The organism is Streptomyces sp. NPDC046821, from assembly GCF_040645335.1.
Classification (GTDB): domain Bacteria; phylum Actinomycetota; class Actinomycetes; order Streptomycetales; family Streptomycetaceae; genus Streptomyces.
On the sequence record NZ_JBEYYB010000002.1, the window covers coordinates 353,755 to 369,177 of the forward strand.

Sequence of the window (15,423 nt, forward strand, 5' to 3'; positions counted from 1 at the left end):
AGTAGCAGCATGCTCGAACTCGCGATCCTGGGATTCCTGACCGAGGGGCCGCTGCACGGCTACCAACTGCGCCGCCGGATAGCTCACTTGTCCGGCCATGCCCGGCCGGTCAGCGACGGCAGCCTCTACCCGGCGATCAATCGGCTGGCCAACGCCGGGCTCCTCGACCGGCTGACCGAACCAGGCGCCTCGGCCGCCCAGCGGCACACCCTGAGCCTGACCGACGCCGGCCGCACCGAACTGCTGCGCCGACTGCGGGACGCAGGCGGCCTGGACATCAGCGACAGCACCCGCTACTTCACCGTCCTGGCCTTCCTCTCCCAGTTGCCCGACCCCGCCGACCAGCACGCGGTACTGCGCCGCCGACTGGAATTCCTGGAACAGCCCGCGAGCTTCTTCCATGACGGCGACCGCCCCCTGGGTGCCGACGACACCGACGACCCCTACCGGCGCGGCATGCTCACCGTCGCCCGCGCCACCAGCCGCGCCGAAAGGGCCTGGCTGCGGGAGGTGTTGGCCTGATACGGCACCAGCAGACACCTCACCCGTTCTCAACCCGGACGCCTCCTCTTCCCGGAAGACTGTGCGGGTGGCAGAGCCGGTACAGGTCCGTGAGATCGATGACGACGAGGGGCAGCGCCTGCTGCGGATCATCCGCCGGGGCACCGACTCGGTGGTGACCTGGCGGCGGGCCCAGATGGTGCTGCTGTCCGCGCAGGGCATGCCCGTGGCGAAGATCGCCGAGGTGACGTTCACCAGCGACGACCGGGTCCGCGACGTGATCCACAACTTCAACGCCGACGGCTTCGACGCCCTCTACCCCAAGTACAAGGGCGGCCGGCCGAGGACCTTCACGCTGCCCGAGCGCCGCGAGATCAAGAAGTTCGCCAAGTCCAAGCCGGCCGAGCACGGCCTGCCGTTCTGGACGTGGAGCCTGGCCAAACTGGCTGACTTCCTCGTCACCGAGGGGGTGATCGACGACATCAGCCACGAGGGCCTTCGGATCCTGCTCCGCCAGGAGGGCGTTTCGTTTCAACGCATAAAGACCTGGAAGACCTCCCGTGACCCGGACTACGCCGCCAAGAAGGCCCGCGTCGAACACCTCTACGCGATCGCCGACGGCGAGGTCATACCCGAGGACAGCGAGCCCGATGTGGTGTTCTGCCTGGACGAGTTCGGGCCGCTGAACCTCCAGCCCCACCCCGGACGGCAGTGGGCCGAGCGCGGCGGCAAGCACAAGGACCCCGACCGGGAGCCCAGGCCCCGCAGGCGGGCGACCTACACCCGCCCGCACGGGGTCCGTCACCTGTTCGCCGCCTACGACCTGGGCAAGGACAGGCTCTACGGCCACATCAAGCCGAAGAAGAACCGGACGAGGTTCCTGGAGTTCTGCCGCTACCTGCGCAGTCTCTACCCGCCGGAGATTCGCATCGCGATCGTGCTCGACAACTTCTCCCCGCACCTAACCACGAAGAAGGACGCCCGGGTCGGTGACTGGGCCATGGCCAACAACGTCGAGTTCGCCTACACCCCGACCAACAGCTCCTGGCTCAACCGCATCGAGGCCCAGTTCACCGCCCTGCGCTACTTCGCGCTTGGCGGCACCGACCACGCCACACACAAAGCGCAGGGCAGCATGATCCGCCGCTACATCATCTGGCGAAACCGTCACGCTGACGATCAACGGCTACGAGCCGTGGTCGACAGGGCGAACGTTGCCTGATGCGGCACTAGCTCTTGGTCAGGGTTCGGGTGACGCCCGCAACGACCGTCGTGGTGAGCACCCAGCCTGCGGCGATCAGTGCGTAGGCCAGCCACTGGGTACCGCTGTCCGTCCAGAACCAGCCCGTACGCTGGCCGAGACCGCCGATGGGAATGAGCAGGTCGAGGGTGTAGACGAGGGGCTGGAACGGGGCGCTGTCACCGGACTTCACCGGAGTCGGCTCGTGGGTCCCGAAGACCGACGTGCCGAACAGGACCAGTGCTGTGAGCCACATGCCGGCCACCCACGGGCGGTAGCCGTAGCCAACGGTGGCATCCAGCAGATGACCCCACGCGCGAGCGGCCGGGTGCAGCGTGCGGCGGCGGTGGCGCTGCTTTGCCAGGAGCACGCGGCGCGCGTCGCTGTCGTGGCCGATCTTGCGGTACCAGCCCGCGAGTTGTTCGTAGGGTTGCGGGGTGTAGCCGGGATTCCGGCGGATCCATGCCAGGCGACGTGTCACCTCGTCCCCCGGTTTTTCCTCTCCCACGGATGTCCTGTACCCCCCCGGCTCTCCGTCTTCCCCTGCCGCCCCGTCTCCCGGGAAGGCTGCCTGGCCGAAGCGGATGGAGCCGTAAGTGAACCCGTCCAGCAGCACTTTCTGCGGCCAGCCCCGCTCGCTGTCCTGGCACCAGGCGGCCTGTGCGGAGCGTAGATCCACCGTGCCTGAGGGCGGTGCGGCGACCCTGAAGTCGAAGTCCCCCACCTGCATCGCTATGCCTACCAGGGCGGTGCCGTCGCCGTTCAGATGTGCTCCCTCGAAGGTCAACAGGTCCTCTATGCGGGCGTTTCGCAGCCTTACTACCCCTTGAGCGGTAAACCCCTGGGAGCAGTCCACGGTCGGAGCGACCACTCCGCCTGCGGCGAGTGCGGCGCCGCCGGAGTTCGTCAGCCGCGCCCCCTGCAGAAACAGGCCGCTGGACAGCCGCGCGCCGGGCAGCCGCAGCCCGCCCTGCGTGGTGAGGCGCTCGCCGAAGGCGCCGCCTTCCACGACGAGGCCGCCCGCAAGCACCGCCCACTCACCCGGGCCCGAAATCCGGGCGTCCGTCAGGAGCAGGTTCCCGGCCACACGAGCATTGACCAGTGTGAGAGAGCCGCCTTCAAGGACCGACCGTCGCAGGTCGAGCTCACCCTCGATCTGGACGAGTTCAGCGTTGATCCCGGGAACCCAGCTGTCCGCGATCCTGATCGTCCGGGTCGTAGCCCCGTACAGGCTCACCGGCTCCTCAAGCTGACAGCCATCGAGCGAGAACGCGTGGCGGATCCCCGCTCCGGACAGATCCAGACGGCCGGTGATCCGCGCGCCGGCGAGCCGCAGTGCGGCGACGGCGCCGGACCGCCCATCGTTCTCGCCGAGGAGCAACGCCGCCACGACACCGGCGCGAATCGAACGTTCGGGGCCCCACTGGGCACCCGCGGTCGGGTCATCCTCCTCGGGCAGCCCCGTACGCAGGTCCACTTGACGCCCCTCGGGGAAGGCGTCCCACAGCTCACGTTCCGGCAGGGTCAACTCGTCGTATGACAGCACCCATGCAGGGTAATGAGTTGCTCGTCCTCCCAACTCACCTCGTCCCACAGCAAGCTGACCCTAGTTCATTCTGTTAGCACTTCTAAGGGCTGTCCCGCAAAAGGCTGGCTGGCGCCCGTGCCAGGTGCTGAGCGGGATACTCGCGGGACTCCGACGCGGGGCTGTGACAGCCTGCGGACATGCCAGCGCTGCGTGTTCATGCGGGTCGTCACTACGCCATCCAGTTCCACTACGCCTTGCCGGACGACGCATGGTGTGTGGAGCTGAGCGAGGTCCCGGCGCCGGCCGCGTGGGCTGAGATCCCCAGCGCCGAAACGCATTTGCCTGGAGTGGCCTTCCTGGTGGCGGTGATACCGGACGAGGATCCGGACCTGGAGCCAACCGTCCACATCCACAGCCACGACGAGCACGTCATCCCCTACGAGATCATGTGCTGGTTCATGGAGCACGTGGCCAAGCAGGTTGAACGCTGCCGCATCGACTTCGAGCAGGGAGAACCTAAAGCAGTGGAATGATCACGCAGTGACTGGTGTGATCACGGCGTCGGAGCACTCCTGGATAGCCCCGTTCAGCGGGCTCAGCCCGCGGCAGTTCGGCAAGCTGATCACCGCGCTCCGGCGAGAGGGTGCAGATCCGGTGCGCAAGGGCCGGCCGTGGAGCCTGCCGCTGGAGGACCGCGTGCTGCTGGTCGCCGCGTACTGGCGGACGAACCTCACCCTGCGCCAACTGGCGCCGCTCTTCGGGGTGTCCAAGTCCGCAGCCGACGGCATCATCGACCACCTCGGACCCGCGCTCGCGCTCCAGCAACGCAAGCGGTTCCGCAAGGACACCGTGCTGATCGTGGACGGCCACCCTGGTCCCCACCCGAGACCACAGCATCGCTGAGCAGTCGAAGAACTACCGGTATTCGACCAACCACCAGGTCGTCATCGACGCAGACACTCGGCTGGTCGTCGCGGTCGGCCGGCCGTTGCCCGGCAACCGCAATGACTGCAAGGCATGGGAAATGTCCGGAGCGAAGGGTGCCGTCGGCAAGACCACGGTCATCGCGGACGGCGGCTACCGGGGCACCGGCCTGGCCATCCCACACCGCCGCGAACCCGGCCAGAGCAAAATGGAGGCGTGGAAAGAGGAACACAACACCTCCCACCGCAAGGTCCGCGCCCGTGTCGAGCACGCCTTCGCCCGGATGAAGACCTGGAAGATCCTCCGCGATTGCCGCCTCAAGGGCGACGGCGTCCATCACGCGATGCTCGGCATCGCCCGCCTGCACAACTTCACCCTCGCCGGGTGACGACGATCAGGCAGGTCAACGCACCCGTGCTAGATCATTTACGGGACAACGCTTAGTCACAGCGGCACCCTAAGTGATGTCCCGCATGTGCCTCATGAAACTGTCGTCCGGGACAGTGCGTGCGAGAGGATCTAGAGCAACCTGGTCCATCGAGTGTTCAAGAGGCAGTTGTGGTCGACGAAGCGCAGGCGGTCGAACTCTTCCGGTTCGCAGATCCGGTTCAGAGTGTCTCCATTGAGGTGAGATGCGGTGAGCCTCTACTGATGGGGGAAGAGCGGTATTACGCGGCCGAGATCGTTGTGGAGAGCGGCTTCGTCGGTGGACGGGTTGGGCTGCAGGTGTCGCTGGGGGACCTGGACGAGTGGGAGCGGTGCCTCGATGCCCTTCAGACGGAGGAGGGGGCGGAGTGGCCGGCTGGTGGCCGTAGTGCCTGGGTAGAGGTAGTGCCGGATGACCCGGTGGAGGTGACGGTGCACGACTCGCCGTCGACACAGATCGCCGTGCGTGTGCCGATCGATGTCGGCTCAGAGTGGCTGCAGGAGAACCGGCTGCGGTTGGCCGGTGTCCGGAAGGCGGTCACGCGCTCCTCATAGGGCGCGCCAGGTGTGATCATCTTCGTGTGGCTGGTGTGATCACGGCGTCGCAGCCGTCTTGGATAGGCCCGTTCACCGGGCTGAACCTGCGGAGTTTCCGCAAACTCGTCACTGCGCTGCGGCGCGAAGCAGCGGAGCCGGCCCGGCGGGGAAGGCCCTGGGGCCTGGCACTGGAGGATCGGGTTCTGCTGGTCGCGGCGTACTGGCGAACGAACTTGACGATGCGGCAGCTCGGCCCGCTGTTCGGGATCTCGAAGTCAGCCGCCGACCGAGTCACTATCTCAAGGCACCCGAGTGGCTGCCGAAATGGGAGGGCAACCACCTTCCGTCGCTTTCTCTGCCAGCCAAGAGGTGGCTCGGCATCTGGCTCCCCGCTCACACCTCGTGGGAGCACGAGCAGAAGCTCGGGACCCTGCTCGCCGTCAACCGCACGCCACGCTGGGACGGCCACCGCGGATGCTGGACTGTTACCAACGGGCACTTTCTCCATATGGCTGGCCTACTTCTTAGCAGGAATCACAGCGTTATGGTCTGGCGCGAATACAACCCGGGCGAGAGATGCAACTCGGCTTGCAAGAACGCCCAGGGACATCTGTGCACATGCTCCTGCCGCGCCAAGTACCACGGGCGCGGCAAGTGGCGTGACGGTTGGACGACGATCGGCGAGGTCGATACGAGCCATCAGGGGCGTTCGTGGCACTGGATGGTTGTTACCAAAGCTCGCTGAACGGTCAAACGCAGCCAACTAATTGTCGAGTGCGCCCTTCTCACCCCGGTACGGGCCAGCCAGGGCCCCAACTGAACGGAGCCACGCCGGGAACGCGAACGCCAGCGCCCCCAAGCGATCCGCTCGCCGGTGACGCAGACGAGGAGCCGTTGGGCGGAGTCAGCCCTGGACGGAGGGTCAGCCGAGGCCAGCGGGAACCACACCAACCAAGGTCGAATACGGAGAGTGTGCAGGTCGGCGCGGAGTGCAAGACGCAGGGGGTCGACCGAGGTCGCCCCCGGCTCCTGCACGGTCGTCGCCGACCATCCGGCGCTGCGCGGGGCGGAACTACAGGCTCCGTAAGCCGAGCCTGCCCGCCACCCCGGCGGAACCTCAAACTCCGTAAGCCGAGCCTGCCCGCCACCCCAGCGGAACCTCAAACTCCGTGAACCGGCCGTGCCCGCCACCCCGGCGGAACCTCAAATGAACCTCTGAACGTCCCTCCTCCTGGGTTCGCACGCGCCGGTCGGGGTCATGACACCGGCATCGCACAGCGCAGCACGGCGCGGCGCACACGCCGGGTGGAGGAGGGGAACCATGCAGCGGATCGAGCGTCTGGGTACGGGCATCGGCTGGCGTCCGGAGATCGCGGAGGCCGTGGAGGCGATGCCGGGCGTCGAGTGGGTCGAGGCAGTCGCCGAGAACGTGTGCCCCGGCCACGTCCCCGACTCCCTGCTCCGGCTCCGCGAGCGCGGCGTGACCGTCGTGCCGCACGGGGTGTCGCTCGGTCTCGGTGGCGCCGACCGGCCCGACGCGGGCAGGCTCGCCGACCTCGCGGCCCGCGCCGAGGCGCTCGGCTCCCCGCTCGTGACCGAGCACATCGCGTTCGTACGGGCGGGCGGCGCGCTCACCGCGTCGCAGCCGCTGGAGGCCGGACACCTGCTGCCCGTCCCTCGCACCCTCGACGCCCTCGACGTGCTCTGCGAGAACATCCGCGCAGCCCAGGACGCCCTGCCCGTCCCGCTCGCCGTCGAGAACATCGCGGCCCTGTTCTCCTGGCCCGGCGAGGAGATGACGGAGGGACAGTTCCTGTACGAGCTGGTGGAGCGCACCGGTGTCCGCCTTCTGATCGACGTGGCGAACCTGCACACGAACCACGTCAACCGCGGCGAGGACCCGGCCAAGGCGCTCACCGAGCTGCCCGTCGAGGCCATCGCCTACGTCCACGTGGCGGGCGGCTTCGAGCGTGACGGCGTATGGCACGACAGCCACGCGCACCCGGTGCCGCGCCCCGTCCTCGACATCCTCGCCGACCTGGCGTCCCGGGTCTCGCCGCCCGGCGTCCTCCTCGAGCGCGACGAGAACTTCCCGGCACCGGAGGAGCTGGAGCGTGAACTGGCCGAGATCGGGCGGACGTTGACGACGGCGCCCTCGCAGGACCACGCCGTACGCCGGGTCACCCTCGCCGACGACACCACCGCCGCCCGCCACCGTCTCGCCCTCGCCCAGGCCTCCCTCCTCTCCTCCCTCGTCGCCGGCACCCCCGCTCCCGAGGGCTTCGACCACGCGCGGCTCAAGGTGCAGGGCAGGGCCCTGTTCGGCAAGCGCGCGGATGTCGTGGCGAAGGTGGCGCCCGAGCTGCCGGTGATCCTCGGCTCCGCGTACCGGCCGGCGTTCCTGTCGTACGCGCGGTCGCGCCCCATGACGGGCGGGTACCGGCGGGACGCGCTCGACTTCGCGGAGCACCTGCTCGACGCGGGGCAGCACATGGACGCGGGTTCCCGGCCGGACGCGGGTGCGCGGCGCGGGCTGGAGCGGTGGTGGCGGGAGCGGTCGGGGCCGATGCCTCCGTCGGCACGGCCGGTGGCGCGGCTCGCGCGCGCGGCCCGGTCCGCCCTGCACCGCGCACGCGGCGTCCCTGAACTCGCGTGACCGGGAAACGGGACTGACTCGCGTGACCGGGGAACGGAACGAACTCGCCCGACCGGGAAACGGAACGTCACATACCGGCGACCCTCTGTCCACATGGTGAAAAGCCCGTGGCGCCCACCCGAACACCTGGCATAGAAAAACGCCATGCTCTGGGTCCTGTTCCTCCTGATGGCCTGCGCCGCGGCCTTCCTGTCCTGCGCACGCCTGTGCCTCGCCGCCGTGCACGCCGCGGCGAGCGAGCCCGCCGGCGACGACGGCGGCCACGAGCTGACGCTGTACGAGGCCGCGTTCCTGTCGGGCGGCCCGTACCGGGTCGTCGACCTGACCCTCGTCTCGATGGCGCGGAGCCGGCGCCTGTGGCTCGCGCACACCGGCTGGGCGACCGTGGTCGACCCGGTCGGCGGTGACGACCTCGAGCGGTCGGTGATCGGCGCGATCGGGCCGGAGGGGCAGTCCCGGATAGGGGCGGTGCGCCGGGCGACGGTGGCGGCGGACGCGGTACGGGCGGTCGCCGACCGGCTGGTCGCGGCGGGCCTCGCCGTTCCGCACGGTGCGCGCACCGGGATCATGGGCGCGGTCCGGCAGGTGCGGGGCGCCGCGCTCGCCTGCGTGGGGCTGGCCACCGCGTCCCTGCTGATGCCCGACATCGCACCAGGGGACGATGTACTGATCGTCGCGTGGTTCTCGCTGCCGCTGGCGCTCACCCTGGCCTGTCTGGCGATCGCCCGTTACGAGGCGCACCCGTACACCAGCTGGGCCTCGCCCGCCGGGCAGCGGCTCATCGGCGCGCTGCCGAAGGCCACGCGTACGGAGAGCGCGGACGCGGGGCTGCTCACCGCCGTCGCCATGCATGGCGTACGTGCCGTCCCCGACGCGGCATTGCGCTCCGCGTTCAGTACGGCGCAACGGGGTCATTGAGCCGACACCGGCGGGCCGGTGCTTTACTTCGCCAACTGCCGCACGAAGTATCCCTTTTGTTCGCCGCTCGAACGAAAGGGACGACAAGCGCGATGAGAAGCGCCATGAGAGCAGCCCCCTCCCAGAACGCCCCCTCGCGCAACACCCCTTCCCCCAGCCCCCGTTCCCGCCACGCCCTCCCCCTCTACGCCGCCGCAGGCTCCCTCGTCCTCACCGCCCTAGTCGCCACCCCCGGCCGCGCCGACCCCGCACCACCGCCGGACTCCGCCGCGCTGCGCGGCACCGCCGTCGCCGCCGCCCGCGCCGCGGCCACCGGCATCCGCTTCGGCCCGTGCGCCGCCGCCGAGCAACTCCCGAAGTACGTGAAGTGCGGCACCGTCTCCGTCCCCCTCGACTACGCGCACCCCGCCGGCAAGCAGATCCGACTGACCGTCAGCCGGGTGAAGGCCACGGGCATGACGGCCCCCGAGGACGGCAAACCGGTCGCCCGGCAGGGCGCCCTCGTCTTCAACCCCGGCGGACCCGGCGGGTCCGGCATGTACTTCCCGCTCGTCGGCCTGATGCCGGAGTGGAAGCGCATCGCGTCCGCGTACGACCTTGTCGGCTACGCCCCGCGCGGCGTCGGCCGCTCCGCGCCCCTGTCCTGCGAGGACCCGAAGCGGTTCGGGAAAGGCCCCACGCAGGCGCCGACGCGCCCCTCCGCCGCGTACAAGACGGAGCGGATCGCGCGGGCCAAGGCGTACGCGCAGAGGTGTGCGAAGAGCGCCGGGGACGCGCTGCGGCAGTACACGACGCTCAACAACGCGCGCGACCTGGACGTGCTGCGCGCCGCGCTCGGTGAGCCGAAGCTGAACTTCATGGGGGCGTCGTACGGCACCTACTTCGGGGCCGTGTACGCGACGCTGTTCCCCACGCACGTGCGCCGCATGGTCTTCGACGCGGCCGTGAACCCCGACCCGAAGCAGATCTGGTACGCCGACAACCTCGCGCAGTCGGCGGCCTTCGAGCGGCGCTGGGCGGACTTCCGCCACTGGGTGGCCGAGCACGACGGGACGTACCACCTGGGCGCGACCGCGGACGAGGTGCGGCGGAGCTACGAGAAGGTGCGGGCGCGGCTCGCGAGGGAACCCGCGGGCGGCACCGTCGGCCCCGGCGAGCTCCAGGCCGCGTACCTCCAAGTCGGGTACTACGACGACTACTGGGCGATGCGGGCGAGCGCCCTGTCCGCGTACCTGAAGGGCGATCCGAAGCCGCTCGTCGAGCAGGCCGCGCCACAGCCCGCCGGGGCCGTGGAGAGCGAGAACGCGGCCGCCGTCTACACGGCCGTCGAGTGCAACGACGCGGCTTGGCCCACCGACTTCCGCGTCTGGGACCGCGACAACACGGCGCTCGCCCGCACCGCGCCGTTCGGCACGTGGACCAACGCCTGGATGAACCTGCCCTGCGCGTACTGGCCCGCCCCCCGGATGCGCCCCGTCGACGTGCGGACCGCGCCCGGCGCGCTGCCCCCGACGCTGATCCTGGCCGCCGAACGGGACGCGGCCGCCCCCTACGAGGGAGCCCGGGAGCTGTGGCGCAGGCTGGCCGGGTCGGCCCTGGTCACCGAGCGCGGCGCCGGGAACCACGGCATCGCCGGCGGCCCCAACGAATGCGTCAACGGCCACCTCGACGCCTACCTGATGGAAGGGCGGGTACCGGCGGCCCAGGCCTTCTGCGCCCCGCACCCCGAACCGACCCCGCTCGCCACGGGCTGACGACGGGCTGACGACGGGCGCGCGGACGCGAAGAGGCCGGCCGGTCGTCATGACCGGCCGGCCTCCGCGTGTACGTCTGCGTGTACGTCTGCGTGTGCGGGAAACCCCGGACTAGGCGAGGGCCTCGACCAGTTCGGCGACGCTCTTACGGCGGCCCGTGTAGAACGGGACCTCCTCGCGGACGTGCATCCGGGCCTCGGAGGCGCGCAGGTGGCGCATCAGGTCGACGATGCGGTGCAGCTCGTCGGCCTCGAAGGCGAGGATCCACTCGTAGTCGCCGAGCGAGAACGAGGCGACCGTGTTGGCGCGCACGTCGGGGTAGCCGCGGGCCATCTTGCCGTGGTCCGCGAGCATCCGGCGGCGGTCCGCGTCGGGCAGCAGGTACCAGTCGTAGGAGCGCACGAAGGGGTAGACGCTCACGTAGTCGCGGGGGTTCTCGTCGGCGAGGAACGCCGGGATGTGCGAGCGGTTGAACTCGGCGGGGCGGTGCAGCGCCATGTTCGACCAGACCGGCTCCAGGGCGCGGCCGAGCTTCGTACGGCGGAAGAGGTTGTACGCCTCCTGCAGCTGGTCGGAGGTCTCCGCGTGCCACCAGATCATCAGGTCGGCGTCGGCGCGCACGCCCGACAGGTCGTACGTGCCGCGGACCGTGATGTCCTTCGCGGCGAGCTGGTCGAAGAGCTCCTGGACCTCGTCCGCGTAGCCCGCGCGGTCCTCGGGGAGGACGTCGCGGAGCTTGAAGACGGACCACAGGGTGTACCGGATGACCTCGTTGAGGTCCTTGGCCTTCTTGCCGGCGTTGGGGATCTTGGCGGCTGCGTCGTCACTCATGTGTCTATTCTCCCGCGCCGCCGTGCGGACTCCGCACCGGGTGGGCGGTCGGCTCCGCGGCCCGTGTCAGGCCACCGCCGAGCCGGTCGACGGCCGCGTAGGCGCTCGCGATGCAGGCGGGGATGCCGACCCCGTCGTACGCCGCTCCGCACACGGCGAGCCCGGGGACCTCGGCGACGTGGGCGCGGACGCGGGCCACGCGCGCGTGGTGGCCGACGGGGTACTGGGGCAGGCCCTCGTGCCAGCGGGTGACGCGGGTGGCGACGGGTTCTGCGGTCAGGCCGGTGGCCTCGCGCAGGTCGTGCCGCGAGACGTCGACGAGCCCTTCGTCGTCGCGCGCGAGGTCCTTCTCGTCCCCGTACCGGCCGACCGAGGTCCGTACGACGACCAGGTCCGGGTCCTCGGCGGCGATCCAGCCCCACTTGTTCGAGGCGAACGTGGACGCCTTGATGGTGTGGCCGTCGACGGGCGGCACGAGGAAGCCGGAGCCCTCGGGCAGGTTCGCCTCGGCCCGCCGGAACGCGAGGGTGATCAGGGCCATCGACGCGTACTCGACGGCGCGCAGCTCGGCGGCGGCTGCCGGTGACTCGGTGTCGAGGAGCCGGGCCGCCTGCCGCGCGGGCACGGCGAGAACGACGAGGTCGGCCTCGACGACGCGGTCGTCGACCCGGATCCGCCAGCCGTCGGGGGCGCGGCGCAGTTCGTGGACGGGGCTGTCGAGAAGGATCTCGCCGCCGCGCGCGCGGACGGAATCGGCGACGGCGAGGGGGAGGCTGCCGATGCCGCCCTCGATGCCCATGAAGACGGGGCCGGTCTGCTGGTTCTGTGCCGCGCGCTCCTGGATGCCGCGGACGGCCTCGGTCAGGGAGCGGTGGGCGCGCGCCGCCTCGAAGAGCTGGGGGACGGCGCTGCGCATCGAGATGCGGTACGCGTCGCCCGCGTAGACCCCGCCGAGCAGCGGCTCCACGAGCCGGTCGACGACCTCGCGGCCGAGCCGCTCGGCCACGTACTCGCCGACGGCGACGTCCTCGCCGAACTCGGTGGCCGGCAGGTCGCGGTCCTTCTCGATACGGGCCAGGCCCTCGTCGGACAGGACTCCGGAGAGGGCGGCGGCGGTGCCGGGGACGCCCATGACGTGGCCCTTGGGCATGGGCCGCAGCGTGCCCCGGGTCCAGAGGGACGCGGTGGCGGTGCTCGGGGGCTGGAGCCGGTCGGCGAGCCCGACCTCGCGGGCGAGGGCGACGGCTTCGGGGCGCCGCGCGAGCATCGACTCGGCTCCGAGGTCGACCCGTACGCCCGCGATCTCGCCGGCGCGCAGCTTGCCGCCGAGACGGCCTGAGGCCTCCAGGACGGTGACGTGGGCGCCGGTGCCGAGCAGCCGGTGGGCCGCGGCGAGCCCCGCGATTCCTCCGCCGATGACGACCGCCCTGGGCGCCTGCCCCGTTCCCGTCCCTGTCTCCGCTTCGCGCATGACCCCACTGTCTCAGACGGTCGAGTCCCGACCGTGACCGCATCGGGACCGCCCGGCAACCACCGAAACGGGCCGCCCGGCCGTCGAAGGAGGTGCGAGAAGAGCCGTCCCACCACTCCAACCTCCGGGGGTACGCCGATGCGATGGTCAGGAACCACAGGAACGCGTCCGGGAAGCCGTGGCGTACGGGCGGCGGGCGCCGTACTGCTCGTGGCGTCCCTCGCTCTTACGGGGTGCAGCGCCGGCGGCGCGGGCGTCGCCGGGGACAGCAAGGCCGGTGAGAAGGCGGCCGCCGCGGACAGCGGTGACGCGAAGGGAGCCGGCGGCGGTCAGGCCGCGGGCGGCTCCGCCCAGCGCGGGGCGCCCAGACTCACCGGCCTCAGCATCATCCGCACCGCGAACCTCACGGTGCAGGTCAAGGACGTGCCGCAGGCGCTCGACAAGGCCCGTACGGCGGCGGAGAACGCGGGCGGCATCGTCGGCGACGAGACGACCGACCGCGACAGCGAGGGCCACGAGCGCTCCCGGGTCGTTTTGCGCGTCCCCCAGGAACGCTACGAGCAGGTGCTCGCGGACCTCTCGGGTGCGGGCAAGCTCCTCGAGCGGAACAAGAAGGCGCAGGACGTCACCGACCAGGTCGTGGACGTCGAGAGCCGCGTCAAGTCGCAGCGGGCGAGCGTGGCGCGGGTGCGGGAGCTGATGGACAAGGCGACGAAACTGAGTGATGTGGTCGCCCTGGAAGGGGAGTTGAGCACCCGCGAGTCCGACCTGGAGGCGCTGCTCGCCCAGCAGGCGTCCCTCAAGGACCGGACGAGCCTGGCGACGATCACGCTGTCACTGACCGAGACTCCGGTGAAGCCGGCGGAGGGGAAGAACAAGGAGCCCGGGTTCACCGACGCGGTCTCGGGCGGCTGGCACGCGTTCGTGACGATGCTGCGCTGGGTCGCGGTGGTCATCGGAGCGGTGCTGCCGTTCGCGGCGGTGGGCGTCTTGCTGGCCTTCCTGTGGGTGCGCGTCGTACGACGCCGGCTGCCGCGCCGGGCACCGGCTCCCGTACCGTCCCAGGCTCCGGCGGCCGGTACGGTGCCGGCGCCCGCGCGGGGCGAGCACGAGTGACTGGGGCGGGCGCTCGTTTACGGGGCGCCGACGCACCCGCAGGGCCCGGAGCCAGTAAGCCGGGCGACCGTCCCCGTCATGGGCCGCCCACGTAGTTTGGTGCGCATGAGCCCTTCACGTGAGCGACTTGTGGTCATCGGCGGGGACGCGGCGGGGATGTCCTCCGCGTCGCAGGCACGCAGGATGCGCGGCCCCGACGAGCTGGAGATCGTGGCCTTCGAGCGCGGGCACTTCTCCTCGTACTCGGCGTGCGGCATCCCGTACTGGGTGGGCGGCGACGTGTCCGAGCGCGAGGAGCTGATCGCGCGCTCGCCCGAGGAGCACCGCAAGCGCGCCATCGACCTGCGGATGCGCACGGAGGTGACCGAACTCGACGTCGAGGGCGGGCGGGCGAGGTGGCGTGAGCTGGACACGGGGGCGGAGGACTGGACGTCGTACGACAAGCTCGTGATCGCCACGGGGGCGCGGCCGATCCGGCCGGAGCTGCCGGGGATCGACGCGCCGGGTGTGCACGGGGTGCAGACCCTCGACGACGGGCAGGCCCTGCTCGACACGCTGGCCGGGACGCGGGGGCGGCGGGCCGTCGTCGTGGGCGCGGGCTACATCGGCGTGGAGATGGCGGAGGCGCTGATCAACCGCGGGTACGAGGTCACGGTCGTCAACCGCGGGGCCGAGCCCATGTCGACGCTCGACCCCGACATGGGCTGCCTCGTGCACGAGGCGATGACGGGCCTGGGCATCACGATGGTCGACGACGCCGAGGTCACCAAGATCCTCACGGATGACGACGGGCGGGTGAGGGCGGTGGCGACGACGGCCGCCGAGCACCCGGCCGACGTGGTGGTCCTCGGCATCGGCGTACGCCCCGAGACGACCCTCGCCCGCGCCGCCGGGCTCCCGGTGGGCAGCCACGGCGGGCTGCTCACGGACCTCGCGATGCGCGTGCGCGGCCACGAGAACATCTGGTCGGGCGGCGACTGTGTGGAGGTCCTGGACCTGGTGTCGGGACGCGAGCGGCACATCGCGCTCGGCACGCACGCCAACAAGCACGGCCAGGTCATCGGGACGAACGTGGGCGGCGGTTACGCGACGTTCCCGGGTGTGGTCGGGACGGCGGTCAGCAAGGTGTGCGACTTGGAGATCGCGCGCACCGGCCTGCGCGAGAAGGACGCGCGCCGGGCGGGCCTCCAGTTCGTGACGGCCACGATCCGGTCGAGCAGCCGCGCCCGCTACTACCCGGGCGCGGCCGACATGACGGTGAAGATGCTCGCGGAACGCCGTACGGGCAAGCTGCTCGGCGTCCAGATCGTCGGGCGCGAGGGAGCGGCGAAGCGGGTCGACATCGCGGCGGTCGCGCTGACGGCGGGGATGACGGTGGAACAGATGACGGCACTCGACCTGGGCTACGCCCCGCCGTTCTCCCCTGTGTGGGACCCGGTCCTGGTCGCGGCCCGCAAGGCGACGGCGGCGGTACGGGCGGCGCAGGGCTGAGGAAGGTGTGACTCCCCCGAGCCAGGTACG

General features: G+C 70.7%; 12 protein-coding genes and 2 pseudogenes. 11 read left to right on the forward strand and 3 right to left on the reverse strand.

Annotated elements, in window-relative coordinates; translation table 11 throughout:
- The first annotated feature begins 9 nt into the window (after positions 1–9).
- The gene (locus ABZ893_RS05170) at positions 10–522 is read left to right on the forward strand and encodes a PadR family transcriptional regulator (RefSeq protein WP_361396965.1); all 513 of its coding nucleotides are present in this window, start codon (positions 10–12) and stop codon (positions 520–522) included.
- 67 nt (positions 523–589) lie between these two features.
- A complete protein-coding gene (locus ABZ893_RS05175) occupies positions 590–1,723 on the forward strand; it encodes an IS630 family transposase (protein ID WP_361396968.1) in 1,134 nt (377 codons plus the stop codon).
- A gap of 7 nt (positions 1,724–1,730) precedes the next feature.
- Here ABZ893_RS05175 and ABZ893_RS05180 read toward each other — a convergent pair whose 3' ends face one another.
- On the reverse strand, positions 1,731–3,287 hold the full coding sequence (locus ABZ893_RS05180) for an oxidoreductase (RefSeq protein ID WP_361397713.1): 1,557 nt from the start codon (positions 3,285–3,287) through the stop codon (positions 1,731–1,733).
- A 179-nt stretch (positions 3,288–3,466) separates the two neighbouring features.
- Between ABZ893_RS05180 and ABZ893_RS05185 the strand changes: the two genes are divergently transcribed.
- From ABZ893_RS05185 to ABZ893_RS05215, 7 genes and pseudogenes are all read left to right on the forward strand, one after another.
- Positions 3,467–3,802, forward strand: coding sequence for a hypothetical protein (locus ABZ893_RS05185; RefSeq protein WP_361396971.1), 336 nt, complete (start codon positions 3,467–3,469; stop codon positions 3,800–3,802).
- A gap of 7 nt (positions 3,803–3,809) precedes the next feature.
- Positions 3,810–4,581, forward strand: a pseudogene (locus ABZ893_RS05190) (transposase).
- A 170-nt stretch (positions 4,582–4,751) separates the two neighbouring features.
- Positions 4,752–5,174 (forward strand): DUF5959 family protein, encoded by a 423-nt coding sequence (locus tag ABZ893_RS05195; protein WP_361396974.1) that lies wholly within the window; start codon positions 4,752–4,754, stop codon positions 5,172–5,174.
- A 26-nt stretch (positions 5,175–5,200) separates the two neighbouring features.
- Positions 5,201–5,449 (forward strand): annotated as a pseudogene (locus ABZ893_RS05200) (transposase family protein); the annotation flags it as partial.
- 1,037 nt (positions 5,450–6,486) lie between these two features.
- On the forward strand, positions 6,487–7,812 hold the full coding sequence (locus tag ABZ893_RS05205; RefSeq protein ID WP_361397715.1) for a DUF692 domain-containing protein: 1,326 nt from the start codon (positions 6,487–6,489) through the stop codon (positions 7,810–7,812).
- 144 nt (positions 7,813–7,956) lie between these two features.
- Positions 7,957–8,730, forward strand: coding sequence for a TIGR04222 domain-containing membrane protein (locus ABZ893_RS05210; RefSeq protein WP_361396977.1), 774 nt, complete (start codon positions 7,957–7,959; stop codon positions 8,728–8,730).
- Positions 8,731–8,834: 104 nt separating this feature from the next.
- Positions 8,835–10,484 carry an alpha/beta hydrolase gene (locus ABZ893_RS05215; RefSeq protein WP_361396980.1) on the forward strand — a complete coding sequence of 550 codons (1,650 nt, stop codon included), beginning with the start codon at positions 8,835–8,837 and terminating at the stop codon, positions 10,482–10,484.
- A gap of 111 nt (positions 10,485–10,595) precedes the next feature.
- On the opposite strand, the gene hemQ is transcribed toward ABZ893_RS05215, so the two are convergent.
- Both hemQ and hemG read right to left on the reverse strand, forming a co-directional pair.
- Positions 10,596–11,315, reverse strand: coding sequence for a hydrogen peroxide-dependent heme synthase (gene hemQ, locus ABZ893_RS05220; RefSeq protein WP_361396983.1), 720 nt, complete (start codon positions 11,313–11,315; stop codon positions 10,596–10,598).
- Between the two features lie 4 nt (positions 11,316–11,319).
- Positions 11,320–12,786 carry a protoporphyrinogen oxidase gene (gene hemG / locus ABZ893_RS05225; protein ID WP_361396986.1) on the reverse strand — a complete coding sequence of 489 codons (1,467 nt, stop codon included), beginning with the start codon at positions 12,784–12,786 and terminating at the stop codon, positions 11,320–11,322.
- Between the two features lie 138 nt (positions 12,787–12,924).
- On the opposite strand from hemG, the gene ABZ893_RS05230 reads away from it, so the two are divergent.
- Together ABZ893_RS05230 and ABZ893_RS05235 are read left to right on the forward strand one after the other, a co-directional pair.
- Positions 12,925–13,902: a DUF4349 domain-containing protein gene (locus tag ABZ893_RS05230; RefSeq protein ID WP_361396989.1), complete on the forward strand. Its 978-nt coding sequence runs from the start codon at positions 12,925–12,927 to the stop codon at positions 13,900–13,902.
- A 105-nt stretch (positions 13,903–14,007) separates the two neighbouring features.
- The gene (locus ABZ893_RS05235) at positions 14,008–15,393 is read left to right on the forward strand and encodes an FAD-dependent oxidoreductase (protein WP_361396992.1); all 1,386 of its coding nucleotides are present in this window, start codon (positions 14,008–14,010) and stop codon (positions 15,391–15,393) included.
- Positions 15,394–15,423 lie beyond the last annotated feature (30 nt).